Genomic DNA, 14,574 nt, shown 5'->3' on the forward strand with positions numbered 1-14,574 from the left:
GGCCCCGTTGCCACCCTTTGCGCCATGATCCCTCTCACTCGTTTGTTCCTCCGTGCACGGCGTGGTTATCCACCCCGTTGAACACAGTGTTCATTCTGCCCCCCTATATGGCCCCCACCGTCCTGCCTACACTGGGCAACGTCTGATGGGGGGCATCCGGCAGTATAAATCGCTGTCCAGGTTGCACTCTCTGGCGTGTTGACGATGTACAACGGAGAAAACTGGATGAAAAAAGAGACAGACAAACTGGTATCGATCGCGGTGCTCAAGGCCCGTGACGGCATGGGAGAGCGCCTTCGCGATGCCCTGCTTGCCTTGATTGACCCCACTCGCCAGGAGCCGGGCAACCTCGATTACGTGCTGTTCGAGTTGAAGGATGAACCCGGCACCTTCTACATGCGGGAAGCCTTCGTGAGTCAGGCCGCCCTGGATGCCCACTGTGAGACCGCGTATTTCCAGGCTTTCGCCCGCCAGGCGGACGAGCTGCTGGCCGAACCCCTTCGGCTTGTCTTCATGGAAGAAGTGAGCCCCTGATCCTTGCCGCAGAGCCCGATGATCCCCTCATCGGGCTTTTTGCCTTCAGCCTCGCTCCGGCAGGTTCATCTGCTCGCTCATGGTGTCGATGAAGTGGCGGATGGCGGTGGTCGTCGGCTGCCCGGCCAGGGGCGGAGCATGGAGCACGCAGAGATCGGCGGGGATCCCCTGCTCGAGGCGGATGAAGCGCACGTGGGGCCACTTCTGGCGGGCGTAGCTCGCGGGCACAAGGGCCACCTGCTGGCTGGTGGCCACCACGGCCATCAGGGTATTGGGTTCCACCACCTCCTGACGCAGGCGGGGGTAAAAGCCCTCCACCAGGCAGGCGTTGATGATGAGATCCGTGGAGGCTGAGTTGGCGCGGCTCATCAGCACGAAGGGCTCTGCGGCGAGTTCAGGGAGAGAGACCCGCTTGCGATCCCGCAGGGGATGCTCGTCCGATACCACCAGCACCATGGACTCCCGATAGACGGTCTCGGCCTGCAGCGGGTGGATGTTGAGGGTGTCGGCGAAGCGGGCGAGGCCGATGTCTATCTCCTTGCTGGCCAGCGCCTGCTTCTGGCGCTCGGGGGAGAGCTCGGTGAAGGAGATCTCGCACTCGGGGTGGCGCTGGTGACACTGGCGGATCACCTCGCCAAAGCCGGCCCAGAAGATGGAGCTGACCAGCCCGATGCGGATCTGGTTGCGCTCCATGCGCCCCGCCTGCACCACCCGGTTGAGGCCGCTCTCCAGCACGTCGAACAGGCGATCGCATTCGGCCTGCAACAGACGCCCTGTGGGGGTCAGGTTCACCTGGCGGGTGTGGCGCTCAAACAGGGCCACCCCCAGCAGGGATTCGAGTTCCTTTATCTGGGCGCTGAGCGGCGATTTGGAGACATTGAGCCGCAGGGCTGCCCGGCTGAAGTGGCCCTGGCTGGCCACTTCATGGAAGTAACGCAACATCTTGAGGGTGACGCGATCGCGCCATTGGGTGTCCGGGAACATGGTCTCTCCAGGCTTTAAGGGTGAGATCGCCGTCAAAGTTCGGGCACGGGAATGGCGGGGCAGGGAGGCGGGTCCCTCCTGACACCGCGATCCGCATCACATCGGTTTTCCCCCTCCGGCGACCCGTTTGACTGAGAAATGGCATGAAGCAGCGGTTTTTGGGCCATTTCGGGTGCGTCATTACCCCACTACGCCGGTCATTGTGTTGTATATCGGGATAATCAGGCCGATTTTAGCGATTTTTGTCGTCCAATACCTCCCCTAGAGTGAGCGTCATGTCTCATTCACAGCCTCAAGAGGTACAACTCATGCAACACGATCCCGTACTCAACGCCGTCGCCACCATTCTCGCCCGCAAGCCGGGGTTTGCCCCCCGCGCCGCCATGATCCTGGGCTCCGGCCTCGGCGTGCTGGCCGATGCGCTGGAAGAGAAGGTCACCATTCCCTACGAGGAGCTGGACGGCTTCCCGGTCAGCACGGTGGCCGGCCACAGCGGCGAGCTGGTGCTCGGCAAGCTGCACGGGGTGGATGTGGTCTGCATGAAGGGGCGCGGCCACTACTACGAACACGAAACCATGAAGGTGATGACTACCCCGGTGCGCACCTTCAAGCGCCTGGGCTGCGAGCTGCTGCTGGTAACCAATGCGGCCGGCTCGCTGCGCCCGGAGCGCATCGGGGTCGGCTCCCTGGTCATCTTCAACGATCACATCAACACCATGCCGGGCACCCCCATGACGGGTGCCAATGACGAGGCCTACGGCCCGCGCTTCTTCAGCCTGGCCAATGCCTATGACAAGGGGTTGCGCTGCGAGGCGCTGGCGCTGGCCGAGCGGGAGGGGATCGCCGTCAATCAGGGGGTGTTCGTCTCCTACAGCGGCCCCTGTTTCGAGACCGCCGCCGAGATCCGCATGATGCAGATCATCGGGGGCGACGTGGTGGGGATGTCGGTGGTGCCCGAGGTGGTCAGCGCCGCCCACTGCTCGCTGCCGGTGCTGGCCATCTGCGCCATCACCAACATGGCGGAGGGGCTGGGGGATGTGCAGCTCTCCCACGAGCAGACCCTCAAGTGCGCCAAGCTGGCGGAAGCGGACTTCATCCGCCTCATCAACGCCTTCATCCAGCACCACTTCCAGTAAGCAGGGAACGACCAGGAGGTCAGATATGTTTGCAGCAGGATTTCTCGGTATGGCGGCGCTGATCCTCATCGCCGTGTTCGCATCGACCAACCGCAGGGCCATTCGCCTGCGCACCGTGGGGCTGGCGCTGGCCTTGCAGGTCGCCATCGGCTCCCTGGTGCTCTATGTGCCGCTGGGACGCCGGGCGCTGGAGGGGATGGCCCACGGGGTCGAGGCGGTGCTGGCAAGCGGCAAGGCGGGGATCCACTTCCTGTTTGGCAACCTGGTCAACTTCTCGGTAGAGGGCATCGGCTTCGTGTTTGCCCTCAACGTGCTGCCCCTGGTGGTCTTCTTCTCGGCGCTCATCGCCGTGCTCTACTACCTCGGCATCATGCAGCTGGTGATCCGCATCATCGGCGGCGCCATGGCGCGGCTGCTCGGCACCTCCCAGACCGAATCCATGTCGGCGGTGGCCAACGTCTTCGTCGGCCAGAGCGAGGCCCCGCTGGTGGTCAAACCCTACATGCCCAGGATGAGCGATTCGGAGTTCTTCGCCGTCATGTGCGGCGGCATGGCCTCGGTCTCCGGCACCGTGCTGGCGGGCTACGCCATGATGGGAGTGGACATGCAGTACCTGCTGGCGGCCTCCTTCATGGCGGCGCCGGGCGGGATCCTGTTTGCCAAGCTGATCATCCCCGAAACCAGCCAGCCGGATTACGTCTTTGACAACAGCATCCAGTTTGATGGCAAGAAGCCGGAGAACGTGCTGGCAGCGGCAGGCGAGGGGGCCAGCAGCGGCCTCAAGCTGGCGGCGGCCATCGGCGCCATGCTGATCGCCATGATTGGTCTGGTGACCCTGGTCAATACCCTGCTGGGCGGGGTGGGGGAGATGGTGGGCATGCCGCTCTCCCTCGAGCTCATCCTGGGCTGGATCTTCTCGCCGCTCGCCTTCCTGCTCGGGGTACCGCTGGCGGACATCGGCATCGCCGGCGCCATGATCGGCAAGAAGCTGGTGGTGAACGAGTTCGTGGCCTACAGCGATCTGGCGCCCTACCTGAAAGACGCCAGCACGGTCACCGCTGCCGGTCTGCAGGTGCTGGAGGAGAAGTCCAAGGTGATCATCAGCTTCGCTCTGTGCGGCTTCGCCAACCTGGCCTCCATGGGGATCCTGATCGGTGGCCTCGGCACCCTCTGCCCGTCGCGCACCGACTTCATCGCCCGCTACGGTCTGCGTACCGTGCTGGCGGCCACCTGCTCCAACCTGATGAGCGCCGCCATCGCCGGTGTCTTCTTCTCCCTCGCCTGAGTCTCTCACCCTTTGTTTCGGGGCGCTGCGGCGCCCCTCTCTTATCCCGACAGGAGCTATTTATGAACGACGTGACTGCTTTTGAACCTGCCTGCGCTACCACAGAGGCGGCCATCCGGGCCATCCGCTTGATGGATCTCACCAGCCTCAACGACGATGACCACGATGCGCGCATCATCGCCCTCTGCCATCAGGCCCGGACCCATGTCGGCACCACCGCTGCGGTGTGCATCTACCCGCGCTTCGTGGGGCTGGCCAGGCTCACCCTGGCGGCTCAGGGCACCCCCGAGGTCAAGGTTGCCACTGTGGTCAACTTCCCCCACGGCGACGATGATCTGGCAACCGTGTTGGCCGAGACCCGCGCCGCCCTCGCGGATGGCGCCGACGAGATCGATCTGGTGATCCCCTGGCGTGCCTTGATGGCCGGGGACGAGGCCCACGCCCGGGCGCTGGTGCGCGGCTGCAAGGCGTTGTGCGGCGCCCGGGTGCTCAAGGTGATCATCGAATCCGGCGAGCTGCAGGAGCCTGCGCTTATCCGCGCGGCCTCCCTGCTTGCCATTGAAGAGGGGGCCGACTTCATCAAGACTTCCACCGGCAAGGTGGCGGTCAATGCCACCCCGGCGGCGTGCCGCACCATGCTGGCGGCCATCGCCGAGTGCGGTGCGCAGGATCGGGTGGGGTTCAAGGCGGCGGGCGGGGTGAAAAGCGCCCGGGAGGCGGGGGAGTATCTGGCCATGGCGGCCGCACTCTTTGGCGAGGAGTGGCTGGTGGCCGAGCGGTTTCGTTTCGGTGCTTCCAGCCTGCTTGGCCAGTTGCTGGCAACCCTGGGCGAGGGCAAGCTGTCCCCTGCGACCGATCACGGTTATTGATCTCTTCCGTCGGCGCCTGCGGGCGCCCTTGCTGACAGGTGTATCCCATGTCTTCACGTCCCCATGTTGCAAAGGCCCACGGCAAGGTATTGCTGTTCACTCTGCTCATCAGCCTCTCGTTTCCCATCGGCAGCGCCCTCACCGCGGTGCTGGACCCGCTGGTGGTCACCTGGGTGCGCTACCTGCTGGCCTCCCTCATTTTCGTCGGGGTGCTGGGGTATCAGGGGGGCCTGGTGCTGCCTTCCCTGCGGGATCTGGGACGCTACACCCTCATTTCGTTGCCGGCCCTCTGCTACTTCGTCGCCATGTTCGTGGCATTGCAGGCGACCAGCGCCCTCGATGCCAGCGCGCTCTATACCACGGTGCCGCTGATCAGTGCCCTGGCCGGCATGGTGATCTTGCGCCGCGCCATCGGCTTGGGCATGGGGCTGGCCCTGCTGGGGGGCATGGTGGCTGCGGCCCTCATCATTTTTCGCGGCGATCTGGGATTGGTGGCGAACCTCAACCTCACTCCCGGCAATCGCATCTACCTGCTCGGCTGCGTGGCCATGGCCCTCAACCCCATCCTGATCAAGCGCTGCTATCGGGGGGAGTCCTTCCTCCACCTGACCGGCTGGACCCTCATCTGCGCCACTGTGCTGCTCACCCCGATGGCGCTGCCCGGATTGCTTGAAACCGACTGGAGCCGGGTCTCCCTGCCGGTGGGGCTGGGACTTGGCTATCTGGCTCTCTTTGCCACGGCGCTGAGCTTCTTGTTGTTCCAGCAGGGGAGCGTGGCGCTGCAACCGGAACAGGTGTCAGCCTATACCTACCTCATCCCGGTGATGGTGCTGCTCACCGGCATGCTGACCGGGGAGACAGTACACTGGGAACAGGTAGGCTGGGGGGTAGGGGGTGTGCTGCTGACCATGGTGGTCATGGTGCTGCTGCCCCTTCATGCTGGCAAACGGGGGGCGGTCTGAGGGGCCGCCTGTCGCCCTTATCAACCAGGGAGTGCGTCATGAGAAGAACCCTGATCCTGGTACGCCATGGCAAGTCGAGCTGGGAGGACGCATCTTTGTCTGACCGCGATCGTCCGCTGGCGGCGCGCGGGCTGCGCGATGCGCCCCTGATGGGGGCTCGCCTGGCGCACCTGGGGGTGAAGCCCGATCTCATCCTCTCGAGCCCCGCCAGCCGGGCCCTGATAACCGCCCGGCTGCTTGCCGCAGAGTTGGGTTATTCCCCGAACCGCATCGCCATCGACGAGGGCCTCTACGAGAGCGATGCCGGGACCCTTCTCGGGGTGGTGGGGGCGCTTTCAGATGATCTCGCCTGCGTACTGCTGGTAGGCCATGATCCTGCCTTCACCGACCTGGCCCATGGCTTTTCCTCCGGTATCACTCGCATGCCGACCTGCGCCGTCGCCCGCTTCATCTTCGACGCCCACTCCTGGTCGGCGCTCCCGTCCTGCTCGCCGGTGGTGGCCGTGCTGGACTTTCCGAAGAAGGGGTAGAGGGGGGGCAAGCAGGTAGAAACGACAAGGGGAGCCGCGGCTCCCCTTGTCGTGGTGGTGGCTGGGTCATTTGGCCGCGATGGGCCCCTTGGTGCCCGCGTCGTTGTCGACCCAGCCATCTTCTCCCTTGAGGCGGCGATCCCCCTGGATGGTGTAGATGACCATGCCCTCCTTGAACACCAGGGCGCCGTCGGATTTCCTGGCACTGACCTGTTTGTCGTTGACCCACACCTGATCCTTGTCATCGATACGGATGTTCGCGACCGTGGCGCCCGTCTCGGGGAAGGTGGCGACCCAGTTGCCGGTGTAGGGGCTGGCGCTGGCCGCTGCGGGGGCGGCGCCAAATCCGGCGGCGGCGTTCTCGGCCTTGCTCTTGTTGATGTCACAGCCGCTGAGTTCGCTCACCTGGGTACAGCCTGAGCGCTCCAGCTTCTGCTCATAGCTCATGTTCAATCCGCCGTCGGCGGCCGGGGCGGCGGTGCCAAATCCTGCCTTGGCGTTTTCCGCCTTGCTCTTGTGAATATCGCAGCCCTGGGCTTCGGTCACCTGGGTGCAGCCGGAGCGTTCCAGCTGCTCGGCGTATTTGTGGTTGATGGCGTGAACCTGGGCGCTGCCCAACAGGGTGAGGGTCAGGATGAGCGCGGTCTGTCTGAACATGATCAATACCTCTGGCAATGGGTCATTCGGGCTTTCCGCTCCCTGGGCGGCAAGGGGCTTGCGTTGGCGAGCTGCAGCCCTCTCTCACCATAGCAGGAGGGAGCGAAAGACGATGCCTGCGTCAGCTCTGGGGAATGCGGACCCCCTTGTCGAGGTAGAGGCTGCTGTAGTGGGCGCGGTGGGTGACGAACATCACCTGATGGCGACTGCCATCGGAGAGAATGATGAAATCACCGGCCTGTGCCGGGCTTTGCAGGCGGATCTCGTGTTCGGGGGCCGTCAGCTTGTCGGCCTCCTCCCGGAAGGTGAGGGTGTAGGAATACATATGGCGCTCCACCGCAGGCTCATATACAGACACGCCTACAACTCTAGCCCCGGTGGCCGGGATCCGCGGCGCCCAAGCGGCGCCGATGGTGCAGATAATGTCAGCAGCGGTGAGGCACAGGGATCAGGGACGACCACTGAGCAGGATGGCGCCGCCCAGGGTGATGAAGAGCCCGCCGGTGATGCGGCCAACGAGGCGCTCGCCGCGACCTGGCTTGAAGTAGCGACCGGCGCGCCTGGCCAGGGCGACATAGCACAGATGCACCAGGCTGACGATGGCGCAGATGGTCAGGTACATGGTGATGAACTGCAGCGTCAGCGGACTCTGGTGATCGAGGAACTGGGGCAGCAGGGCACAGAGGAAGACGATGGTCTTGGGGTTGCTGGCGGAGACCAGAAAAGCTTCTCGCAACAAGGAGAGGGTGGTTCTGGTGCGTCCCCGCGTGGTGGAGGGAGAGAGCCCTTGGCCACCGATATTGGCCGCGCGCAGCGCCTTGTAGCCCAGATACACCAAGTAGCCACCCCCCGCCAGCTTGAGGGCGACAAAGAGGGGAGGCAGGGTTTGCAGCAGGGCCCCCACCCCCATGGCGACCAGACCGATGAGGATGGCCTGGCACCCCAGGTTGCCGAGGATACTGACAAGGGCGGCGCGCCAGCCGTGTTGCAGACCGTTCTTGACAACCAGCAGCACATTGGGGCCAGGGGTCAGTGTCGCCAGCAGATAGGCCAGCGCAAACAGCATCCAGGTATTCGGGTTCATGAGCACATCCTTGGCGTCAAAGCTGGCATGATGCCAGCCTCTTTGACGAGTCGTCCAGCGGCGTCTCTCCCGGCCCCGAAGAGGATCCAGACGAGAGCAATCAGGTGCAGCATGGTCTGTGGCTGGAAATGCAATAGGCAAGGATATGTATAAAAAAACCGCCATCAGGCGGTTTTAATGGTTGTCAGCCCCTATTTCAGGGCTTTTTTCAGCTTTTTGATCTTGCCTTCGTGCTTGGCGATTTTCGCCTGGCGGGCGGCGATCTTCTTCTTGATCTCTTTCTTGCTGGCCATGGGGCGGCTCCTTGTCTCGTGGGCGCCATGGGGATCAGGGTGCCCGGGGTCTTGCCATGCGTGCCGGGAAGGCCCTCTCCATTGGCGCACTGGCGGCCAGGGGAGGGGGCATACCGCGGAACTGGTTTGCAGAATAGTCCAGTTTCCCGCGGGTGCCACCCGAACGGCAGGAAACAGAGGCAACAAAAAAGCGCCCCTGGGGGCGCTTCTGGCTTGAAGGGTCGGTATCAGGCCTTCTTCAGGTAGGCGGCCACCAGCACGATCTGCATGCCGTTGACCTTGCCCTCGATGTGCAGCGGGTTGTTGGTCAGGCGAATGCCCTTGACCAGGGTGCCGCGCTTGGCGGTGAAGCCGGTGCCCTTGACGTCCAGATCCTTGATCAGGGTGACGGAGTCCCCTTCCACCAGCACGGCGCCATTGGAGTCGACGGTCGGTACGCTGTCGTCATCGTCGCTGGTCACGCCGGCGTCTGCCCAGGCCTTGACTTCGTCTTCCATGTACATCATGTCCAGCATGTCCTGGGCCCAGAGCTCGCCCCGGGCGACGAGGGCCTTCAACTGGCGCCAGGCCATCACCTGCACCGCCGGCACCTGGCTCCACATGCTGTCACCCAGGCAGCGCCAGTGGTTCACCTCCGTGGTGTCCGGCTGCTCCAGCTGGCCGCGGCAGGTGGCGCAGAGGGCCACGCTGTGGTCGTCGTCGCTGGCGGGGGAGTGCGGCACCGGGAAGGCAGTCAGCGCATGTTCTGCGCCACACAGCTCGCATTTGGCATTTGCACGGGCTTGCAGGATGGCATTGATGGTCATGATTGGGTTCCGTTTATAGGGGTAAAGCGGCTCGCCGTGGCGGGCTGCGCGAATGAGGGGGCGGAATATAGCACAAATCCCTGCTTTTTGTCAGGCTACCAGCGGCGCACAGGCGAGTGCTTTTTGACGTCAGATCGCTAGAATGAGCCTCCCTTTTTGCGCCAAAGGACAGGTTCACCGTGCTGGCCCACCGTTTTCGACAACTGGACTGCTTGCTCACCGCCGAGCGACGCTGGTGGCAATACCAGCCCTATCACCACCTGGGAATCGCCTTTGCCCGCGAGGCGCCAGCCCTTGCGAAGTGCCTGGCAGCCCTGACCCTTGACGAGATAGCGCACCTCGACGGGGACATGGATGCGCTCTGCGCCCTGCTCGCCCCCTGGATCCCGGCGGGGGCCGAGTTGCAGGCTCTCGGCGAGCTTGCCCCTTTCGCCCCCGAGCCCGTCCAGTGCGCTAGGGCCATGGCGATGTACATGCCGGGACGCAAGCAGGGGCAGATAGAGGCCTTCACAGGCTGTCTGCCCCCCCACCAAGGTCCCTATCTGGAGTGGTGCGCCGGCAAGGGGCATCTGGGGCGCCTGGTGTCGCTGCACCGTGGCGCCGAGATCCTGAGCCTGGAGTGGCAGGGGGCGCTCTGCGAGGAGGGGCGGCGGCTCGCCGCGCGCGACGGCGCCAACATGCGGTTCGTGGAGGCGGATGCCTTTGCCGCCGAGTCCGGGGCCCTCATCGCCCCGCACCATCACGCCATGGCGCTCCATGCCTGCGGCGATCTGCACACCCATCTGCTGACGCGGGTGGCCGAGGGGGGCGCCCAGGGGGTGACCCTCTCCCCGTGTTGCTACCACCTCATCAGGGGAGAGCACTACGCGCCCCTCTCCCGGGCCGCCAGGGCCAGTGCCCTGCGCCTTGGCAAGAGCGACCTGAAGCTGCCGCTGCAGGAGACGGTGACCGGCGGTGCCCGCATCGCCCGGTTGCGGGAGCGGGAGGTGGTGTGGCGCCTCGCCTTTGACTGCCTGCAGCGCCAGGTGCGCGGGGTGGACGAGTACCTGCCGGTGCCCAACCTGCAAAAGAGCCTGCTGACCGGGGACTTCGAGGATTTCTGCCACTGGGCCGCCGAACGCAAGGGGATGGGCTTGCCCGCGGGGCTCGACTACGCCGCATTGCTGGCACAGGGGGAGCGGCGTTTTGGCGATGTCGCCCGCATGGAGCTGGTGCGCCACCTGTTTCGCCGCCCCCTGGAAATCTGGCTACTGCTCGATCGCGCCCTTTTCCTCGAGGAGCAGGGCTACCGGGTGGAGGTGGGCACCTTCTGCCCCAAACCCATGACCCCGCGCAATCTGCTGATCCGGGCGGTGCGCGCAGGGGGGATCTGAACAAGCGTCCGCACAGGTCGGATGGCTGCGCCAACAAGGCCAGGGGCTGGATCCCCCTGCAAACGAGCGCCATCTGAGTGCAGGGAGGCGTGGCTCACAATTTCGCCAAATTCTTAATTCTTGTCGTGAATTTAGTTGTCAGGATGCCTATGCTCGCCCTGACATTTTCAAGACAAGGATGGTTACCCATGTTCATGCTCACGCGCACCGCCTGCCTGGTTGCCCTCGTCTGGGCACTGCCCGGCCAGAGCGCCATGACAATCCAGCCCGATCCCCAGAACAGCGGCGGCTATGTGATGGCGGCGGCGGATCTTGCCAGTGCGGCCCAGGCCAAGACCGCCAACCCCATGTACGGGATCTGGTCCCACGCCCTGGCCACCCGGCCCAATTCGGTGGTGGAGGCCATCGTGGCACGCGCCCCCGGCAACCCGGACAACGTCAAGCGGGTCGAGCGGGTCTTCACCGAATCGGACTGGGAGTTCCTGACCCAGATGGCCGCCCCGGAGTACACCTACGAGCGCTTCCTGCGGGCCGTGGGCAAGTTCCCCGCCTTCTGCGGCGACTACACGAACGGGCGCAATGCGGACGCCATCTGCAAGAAGTCCATCATCACCGCCTTCGCCCACTTTGCCCAGGAGACCGGCGGCCACATTGCCAAGGAGAATGTCTCCGACAACCCCCTGGGGCTGGAGGAGTGGCAACAGGCCCTGGTGCACGTGCGGGAGATGGGCTGGTCTGAAGGGCAGACCGGCTACACCACGGGGTGTGGTCAGAGTGACTGGCAGAACCGGCGCTGGCCCTGCAGCACCGGTCAGGGCTATTTCGGTCGCGGCGCCAAGCAGCTCTCCTACCACTTCAACTACGGCGCCTTCTCCGAGGCCATGTTCGACGGCGACGCCTCTGTGCTCCTCAACAACCCCGGGCTGGTGGCGGACTCCTGGCTCAACCTCGCCTCCGCCATCTGGTTCTTCCTGACGCCCCAGGCTCCCAAACCCGCCATGCTGCACGTCATCGACCGGACCTGGGTGCCCTCCCAGCGTGAGCTGGCGGCGGGCATCGGCTACGGCTTTGGCACCACCATCAACATCATCAACGGTGGCATCGAGTGCGGCGAGCAGAACAAGAACAAGGGCCAGCCGGTCAACCGCATCCGCTACTGGGAGGGGCTCGCGGCCCACTACGGGATCCCGCTGCTGGCGGACGAGAAGAACACCTGCTGGCAGCAGACCCCCTATGGCAGCCTCAACCTCAACGGCGCCACCGACGTGCTCTACACCAACTGGGACGGCAACTGGAAATACTACCCGGACAGACCCGGCGGCTACTCCTTCGAGTGCGATCTGGTGGGGTACCAGACCGCCTATTCGGCCCTGGTGCCGGGGGATTACGAGAAGTGCGTGACCAACTTCTACGGCTCCCACGCCAGCTGGCCCAAGGTACGGGTGGTGGCCACGCTGGATCCGGCCCCGGTCGACCCCGGCACGCCGCCGGTGGACGGGGTACCGGCCTGGGAGGCAGGCAAGGTCTACACCGCCGGCAACAAGGTGAGCCACAAGGGGATCATCTATCAGGCCAAGTGGTGGACCCAGGGCAACGAGCCGGGCAAGGGGGATCCCTGGGCACCGGTGACCTGAGAATCAGTACAAGCGCAAGCACCCCGGGGAGGCCGCGCGCCTCCCTTGTTGATCGCCGCGCTGGCTTGCTGCGCCTCTTTTGGCACTGATAGAGTGCGGATTCACACCGAGGGAGGATGACCATGAACATCGCCATTCATTTTGAAATTCCGGTACAGGATCTGGAGAGAGCCATCCGCTTCTATGAGGGGGTCTTCGAGACGGTGCTGGAGCGGGTGCAGATCGATGGCAACGAGATGGCGCTCTTTCCCCTGGAAGGTGGCACGGCGGGCTGCTCCGGCGCCCTGGCGAAGGGGGAGAGCTATGTGCCGAGCCTGGATGGCACCCGGATCTATCTGCGGGTGCCTGACATCGAGGGGGCCATGGCCCGGGCGCTGGCATCGGGCGGGGCCTGTCTCTATCCCGTCACCCGGGTCAGGGAGGGCCTCCGGGTGGCGGAGTGTCGGGATTGCGAGGGGAATCGCATCGCCTTGCAGGAGGGAACCTGACCATTATTTATCCGGTGCATGGGATATATTGAGTCATTCACACGATGAATAAAGAGGGGGATTTTCCCGCTCCGGGAGCCTCAGCCCCGCGGTGTGGCCCCGGAATGGTCAGTTGCCGCCCCCCGGATCCCGTGCTACTTCATCTGGTGCGGCAAGAAGGCGAGCACCCGTTCGCCCGGTCTGTCGCCCCAACTCTCAGGAGGCATCATGGAAGGACATTGTCTGTGTGGCGGGATCACCGTGTCGAGCGGCGATCACAAGGAGGTCAACCTGTGTCACTGCGCCATGTGCCGGCGCTGGTCAGGGGGACCCATGTTCGCGGTGCACGGGGGCAAGGGCGTGCGGTTCACCGGGATGACCCCGGTGGCCTACCGCTCGTCGGAGTGGGCGGAGCGCGGATTCTGCCCCACCTGCGGCACCCATCTTTTCTACCATCTGTTGCCGACGGACGAGTACATCCTCTCCGCCGGCCTGTTTCAGGATCAGGGGTTCGAGCTCACCGGGCAGATCTTCATCGACGAGAAGCCCGACTTCTATGCCCTCAAGAACGACACCCCGACCCTGACCGGGCAGCAGGTGTTCGAGCAGTTCGCCCCCAAACCCTGAGCCTGTGGCCACCTTGAGGAGAAGCCATCATGGATGAACAACCAAAGGTGAAGGGGCCTGCCTCCTATTTTCCCGCCATCGAGCAGAAATACGGCCAGCCCATCGCCCACTGGCTGACCCTGCTGGAGGGGCGGGAGGAGCGCAAACACATGGCCCTGGTGGCCTGGCTCAAGGACGAACACGCCATGGGCCACGGCCATGCCAATGCCCTGGTGGCCCACTTTTTGGCGCAGCCCGATGCGCCCGGCGTGGCATGACAGTGTCACAGTGCAAAACGTGCAGGACAGCCAGAGGAGCAGAGAGATGAAGATAAGCGTCAGCGTCTGGGTTGCCAGGCCGATTGCCGATGTGTGGCAGGGCTGGAACACCCCCGCCAGCATCATGGCGTGGAACGCCGCCTCCCCGCAGTGGCACTGCCCCCAAAGCCGGGTGGATTTGCGGGTGGGTGGGCGTTTTTGCCACCACATGGCGGCGCGGGATGGCAGCACGGGGTTTGATTTCGAGGGGACCTTCACCGAGGTCACGGCGCCGACGGGGCTCGGCTACGTCATGGACGATGGCCGCGAGGTGAGCGTGCGGTTCGTGGCAGAGCAGGGGGGCACCCGGGTGGAGGAGCTGTTCGATGCCGAGTCCCTGCACAGCGGCGAACAGCAGCGGGCGGGGTGGCAGAGCATCCTGGATAACTTCAAGCGCCATATGGAAGTCGTCGGCTGACCCCTGCGGGGCGCCAAGAAAAAACCACTGCAAGCTGGCGGTGGTTTTTTTATGGCGTTCGCCCGGGGCAAGGCGGGGCGGGGAAGGGGGTCACTCTTCGATGTCCAGCAGCACCAGGATGGCGCTCTCGCCCCCCCACTCCCGCGGCGCCTGGTGAAAGGCGCGCACAGCGGGGTGCTGGGCCAGCCAGCTCGGGATGCGCTGCTTGAGGATGTGCTTGCCGATGCCGTGCATCACCGAGGCGACGTGGATGTTCTCTTTTCGGCACAGGGTGAGCAGGGCCGCCAGCTCCTGCTTGGCCTGGTGCTGGTTCATGCCGTGCAGATCCAGATAAATCTCCGGCGGGTAGCTGCCGCGCTTGAGCTTTTTCAGCTCGAATTTTGACACGTCGTCGCGCACGTAACGGGTCGGCCCGTCCGCCTCGAGATGGGGCTGGTACTCGTCGCTGAAAAAGTGGTCAACCCCAAGCTTTTCGCGGCTCTCGCGCACTTCGCGTTTCTGCTTGACCGGGCTTGAGGAGGCCCTTATGGTATCTTGCTTAATTTTCCGGGTACCTTTGACAGCATCACGAAACAGCAGGCTTTCCTCGTCTGTGAGTGAGGGCGTTTTTTTCATCAGG

General features: G+C 64.3%; 18 protein-coding genes. 12 read left to right on the forward strand and 6 right to left on the reverse strand.

Going from position 1 to position 14,574, the window contains the following annotated elements; genetic code table 11:
- Positions 1-225 precede the first annotated feature (225 nt).
- Positions 226-534 carry a putative quinol monooxygenase gene (locus AB5Y68_RS11895; protein WP_039040730.1) on the forward strand — a complete coding sequence of 103 codons (309 nt, stop codon included), beginning with the start codon at positions 226-228 and terminating at the stop codon, positions 532-534.
- A gap of 45 nt (positions 535-579) precedes the next feature.
- On the opposite strand, the gene AB5Y68_RS11900 is transcribed toward AB5Y68_RS11895, so the two are convergent.
- The gene (locus AB5Y68_RS11900; RefSeq protein ID WP_039040731.1) at positions 580-1,518 is read right to left on the reverse strand and encodes a LysR family transcriptional regulator; all 939 of its coding nucleotides are present in this window, start codon (positions 1,516-1,518) and stop codon (positions 580-582) included.
- A gap of 308 nt (positions 1,519-1,826) precedes the next feature.
- Here AB5Y68_RS11900 and xapA point away from each other — a divergent pair, with 308 nt between their 5' ends.
- From xapA to AB5Y68_RS11925, 5 genes are all read left to right on the forward strand, one after another.
- The gene (gene xapA, locus AB5Y68_RS11905; protein ID WP_039040732.1) at positions 1,827-2,654 is read left to right on the forward strand and encodes a xanthosine phosphorylase; all 828 of its coding nucleotides are present in this window, start codon (positions 1,827-1,829) and stop codon (positions 2,652-2,654) included.
- A 25-nt stretch (positions 2,655-2,679) separates the two neighbouring features.
- Positions 2,680-3,939, forward strand: a complete 1,260-nt coding sequence (locus tag AB5Y68_RS11910) for a NupC/NupG family nucleoside CNT transporter (RefSeq protein ID WP_039040733.1) — start codon at positions 2,680-2,682, stop codon at positions 3,937-3,939.
- A gap of 62 nt (positions 3,940-4,001) precedes the next feature.
- Positions 4,002-4,808: a deoxyribose-phosphate aldolase gene (deoC, locus tag AB5Y68_RS11915; RefSeq protein WP_039040734.1), complete on the forward strand. Its 807-nt coding sequence runs from the start codon at positions 4,002-4,004 to the stop codon at positions 4,806-4,808.
- Between the two features lie 47 nt (positions 4,809-4,855).
- Positions 4,856-5,770, forward strand: coding sequence for a DMT family transporter (locus AB5Y68_RS11920; RefSeq protein ID WP_039040735.1), 915 nt, complete (start codon positions 4,856-4,858; stop codon positions 5,768-5,770).
- 38 nt (positions 5,771-5,808) lie between these two features.
- Positions 5,809-6,300 carry a histidine phosphatase family protein gene (locus AB5Y68_RS11925; RefSeq protein ID WP_039040736.1) on the forward strand — a complete coding sequence of 164 codons (492 nt, stop codon included), beginning with the start codon at positions 5,809-5,811 and terminating at the stop codon, positions 6,298-6,300.
- A 66-nt stretch (positions 6,301-6,366) separates the two neighbouring features.
- Here AB5Y68_RS11925 and AB5Y68_RS11930 read toward each other — a convergent pair whose 3' ends face one another.
- The 4 genes from AB5Y68_RS11930 to AB5Y68_RS11945 form a co-directional block, all read right to left on the reverse strand.
- Complete coding sequence (locus AB5Y68_RS11930) at positions 6,367-6,957, reverse strand: hypothetical protein (RefSeq protein WP_039040805.1); 591 nt, start codon at positions 6,955-6,957, stop codon at positions 6,367-6,369.
- A gap of 121 nt (positions 6,958-7,078) precedes the next feature.
- Positions 7,079-7,282: a hypothetical protein gene (locus AB5Y68_RS11935; protein WP_039040737.1), complete on the reverse strand. Its 204-nt coding sequence runs from the start codon at positions 7,280-7,282 to the stop codon at positions 7,079-7,081.
- A 123-nt stretch (positions 7,283-7,405) separates the two neighbouring features.
- Positions 7,406-8,041, reverse strand: a complete 636-nt coding sequence (locus AB5Y68_RS11940) for a LysE family translocator (RefSeq protein ID WP_039040738.1) — start codon at positions 8,039-8,041, stop codon at positions 7,406-7,408.
- A gap of 520 nt (positions 8,042-8,561) precedes the next feature.
- A complete protein-coding gene (locus tag AB5Y68_RS11945; RefSeq protein ID WP_368207182.1) occupies positions 8,562-9,140 on the reverse strand; it encodes a PhnA domain-containing protein in 579 nt (192 codons plus the stop codon).
- A gap of 179 nt (positions 9,141-9,319) precedes the next feature.
- On the opposite strand from AB5Y68_RS11945, the gene AB5Y68_RS11950 reads away from it, so the two are divergent.
- From AB5Y68_RS11950 to AB5Y68_RS11975, 6 genes are all read left to right on the forward strand, one after another.
- The gene (locus AB5Y68_RS11950; protein WP_039040740.1) at positions 9,320-10,513 is read left to right on the forward strand and encodes a methyltransferase; all 1,194 of its coding nucleotides are present in this window, start codon (positions 9,320-9,322) and stop codon (positions 10,511-10,513) included.
- Between the two features lie 188 nt (positions 10,514-10,701).
- Positions 10,702-12,147 (forward strand): chitinase, encoded by a 1,446-nt coding sequence (locus tag AB5Y68_RS11955; RefSeq protein ID WP_039040806.1) that lies wholly within the window; start codon positions 10,702-10,704, stop codon positions 12,145-12,147.
- 122 nt (positions 12,148-12,269) lie between these two features.
- The gene (locus AB5Y68_RS11960) at positions 12,270-12,635 is read left to right on the forward strand and encodes a VOC family protein (RefSeq protein ID WP_039040741.1); all 366 of its coding nucleotides are present in this window, start codon (positions 12,270-12,272) and stop codon (positions 12,633-12,635) included.
- Between the two features lie 207 nt (positions 12,636-12,842).
- Positions 12,843-13,241: a GFA family protein gene (locus AB5Y68_RS11965; protein ID WP_010674834.1), complete on the forward strand. Its 399-nt coding sequence runs from the start codon at positions 12,843-12,845 to the stop codon at positions 13,239-13,241.
- Positions 13,242-13,270: 29 nt separating this feature from the next.
- Positions 13,271-13,498 (forward strand): DUF4287 domain-containing protein, encoded by a 228-nt coding sequence (locus AB5Y68_RS11970; RefSeq protein WP_039040742.1) that lies wholly within the window; start codon positions 13,271-13,273, stop codon positions 13,496-13,498.
- Positions 13,499-13,544: 46 nt separating this feature from the next.
- Entirely contained in the window at positions 13,545-13,955 is a 411-nt protein-coding gene (locus tag AB5Y68_RS11975; RefSeq protein ID WP_319884769.1) for an SRPBCC domain-containing protein, read from the forward strand.
- Positions 13,956-14,045: 90 nt separating this feature from the next.
- Here AB5Y68_RS11975 and smrB read toward each other — a convergent pair whose 3' ends face one another.
- Positions 14,046-14,570 carry an endonuclease SmrB gene (gene smrB, locus AB5Y68_RS11980; RefSeq protein WP_041211465.1) on the reverse strand — a complete coding sequence of 175 codons (525 nt, stop codon included), beginning with the start codon at positions 14,568-14,570 and terminating at the stop codon, positions 14,046-14,048.
- Positions 14,571-14,574: the final 4 nt, after the last annotated feature.

It is taken from the genome of Aeromonas sp. R6-1, assembly GCF_040908165.1.
Taxonomy (GTDB): domain Bacteria; phylum Pseudomonadota; class Gammaproteobacteria; order Enterobacterales; family Aeromonadaceae; genus Aeromonas; species Aeromonas caviae.

Excerpts from the sequence above, each read along its gene's own strand:
- AB5Y68_RS11895 (WP_039040730.1), top strand. The coding sequence starts at position 226 with ATGAAAAAAGAGACAGACAAACTGGTATCGATCGCGGTGCTCAAGGCC.
- AB5Y68_RS11900 (WP_039040731.1), bottom strand. The coding sequence starts at position 1,518 with ATGTTCCCGGACACCCAATGGCGCGATCGCGTCACCCTCAAGATGTTG.
- xapA (WP_039040732.1), top strand. The coding sequence starts at position 1,827 with ATGCAACACGATCCCGTACTCAACGCCGTCGCCACCATTCTCGCCCGC.
- AB5Y68_RS11910 (WP_039040733.1), top strand. The coding sequence starts at position 2,680 with ATGTTTGCAGCAGGATTTCTCGGTATGGCGGCGCTGATCCTCATCGCC.
- deoC (WP_039040734.1), top strand. The coding sequence starts at position 4,002 with ATGAACGACGTGACTGCTTTTGAACCTGCCTGCGCTACCACAGAGGCG.
- AB5Y68_RS11920 (WP_039040735.1), top strand. The coding sequence starts at position 4,856 with ATGTCTTCACGTCCCCATGTTGCAAAGGCCCACGGCAAGGTATTGCTG.
- AB5Y68_RS11925 (WP_039040736.1), top strand. The coding sequence starts at position 5,809 with ATGAGAAGAACCCTGATCCTGGTACGCCATGGCAAGTCGAGCTGGGAG.
- AB5Y68_RS11930 (WP_039040805.1), bottom strand. The coding sequence starts at position 6,957 with ATGTTCAGACAGACCGCGCTCATCCTGACCCTCACCCTGTTGGGCAGC.
- AB5Y68_RS11935 (WP_039040737.1), bottom strand. The coding sequence starts at position 7,282 with ATGTATTCCTACACCCTCACCTTCCGGGAGGAGGCCGACAAGCTGACG.
- AB5Y68_RS11940 (WP_039040738.1), bottom strand. The coding sequence starts at position 8,041 with ATGAACCCGAATACCTGGATGCTGTTTGCGCTGGCCTATCTGCTGGCG.
- AB5Y68_RS11945 (WP_368207182.1), bottom strand. The coding sequence starts at position 9,140 with ATGACCATCAATGCCATCCTGCAAGCCCGTGCAAATGCCAAATGCGAG.
- AB5Y68_RS11955 (WP_039040806.1), top strand. The coding sequence starts at position 10,702 with ATGTTCATGCTCACGCGCACCGCCTGCCTGGTTGCCCTCGTCTGGGCA.
- AB5Y68_RS11960 (WP_039040741.1), top strand. The coding sequence starts at position 12,270 with ATGAACATCGCCATTCATTTTGAAATTCCGGTACAGGATCTGGAGAGA.
- AB5Y68_RS11965 (WP_010674834.1), top strand. The coding sequence starts at position 12,843 with ATGGAAGGACATTGTCTGTGTGGCGGGATCACCGTGTCGAGCGGCGAT.
- AB5Y68_RS11970 (WP_039040742.1), top strand. The coding sequence starts at position 13,271 with ATGGATGAACAACCAAAGGTGAAGGGGCCTGCCTCCTATTTTCCCGCC.
- AB5Y68_RS11975 (WP_319884769.1), top strand. The coding sequence starts at position 13,545 with ATGAAGATAAGCGTCAGCGTCTGGGTTGCCAGGCCGATTGCCGATGTG.
- smrB (WP_041211465.1), bottom strand. The coding sequence starts at position 14,570 with ATGAAAAAAACGCCCTCACTCACAGACGAGGAAAGCCTGCTGTTTCGT.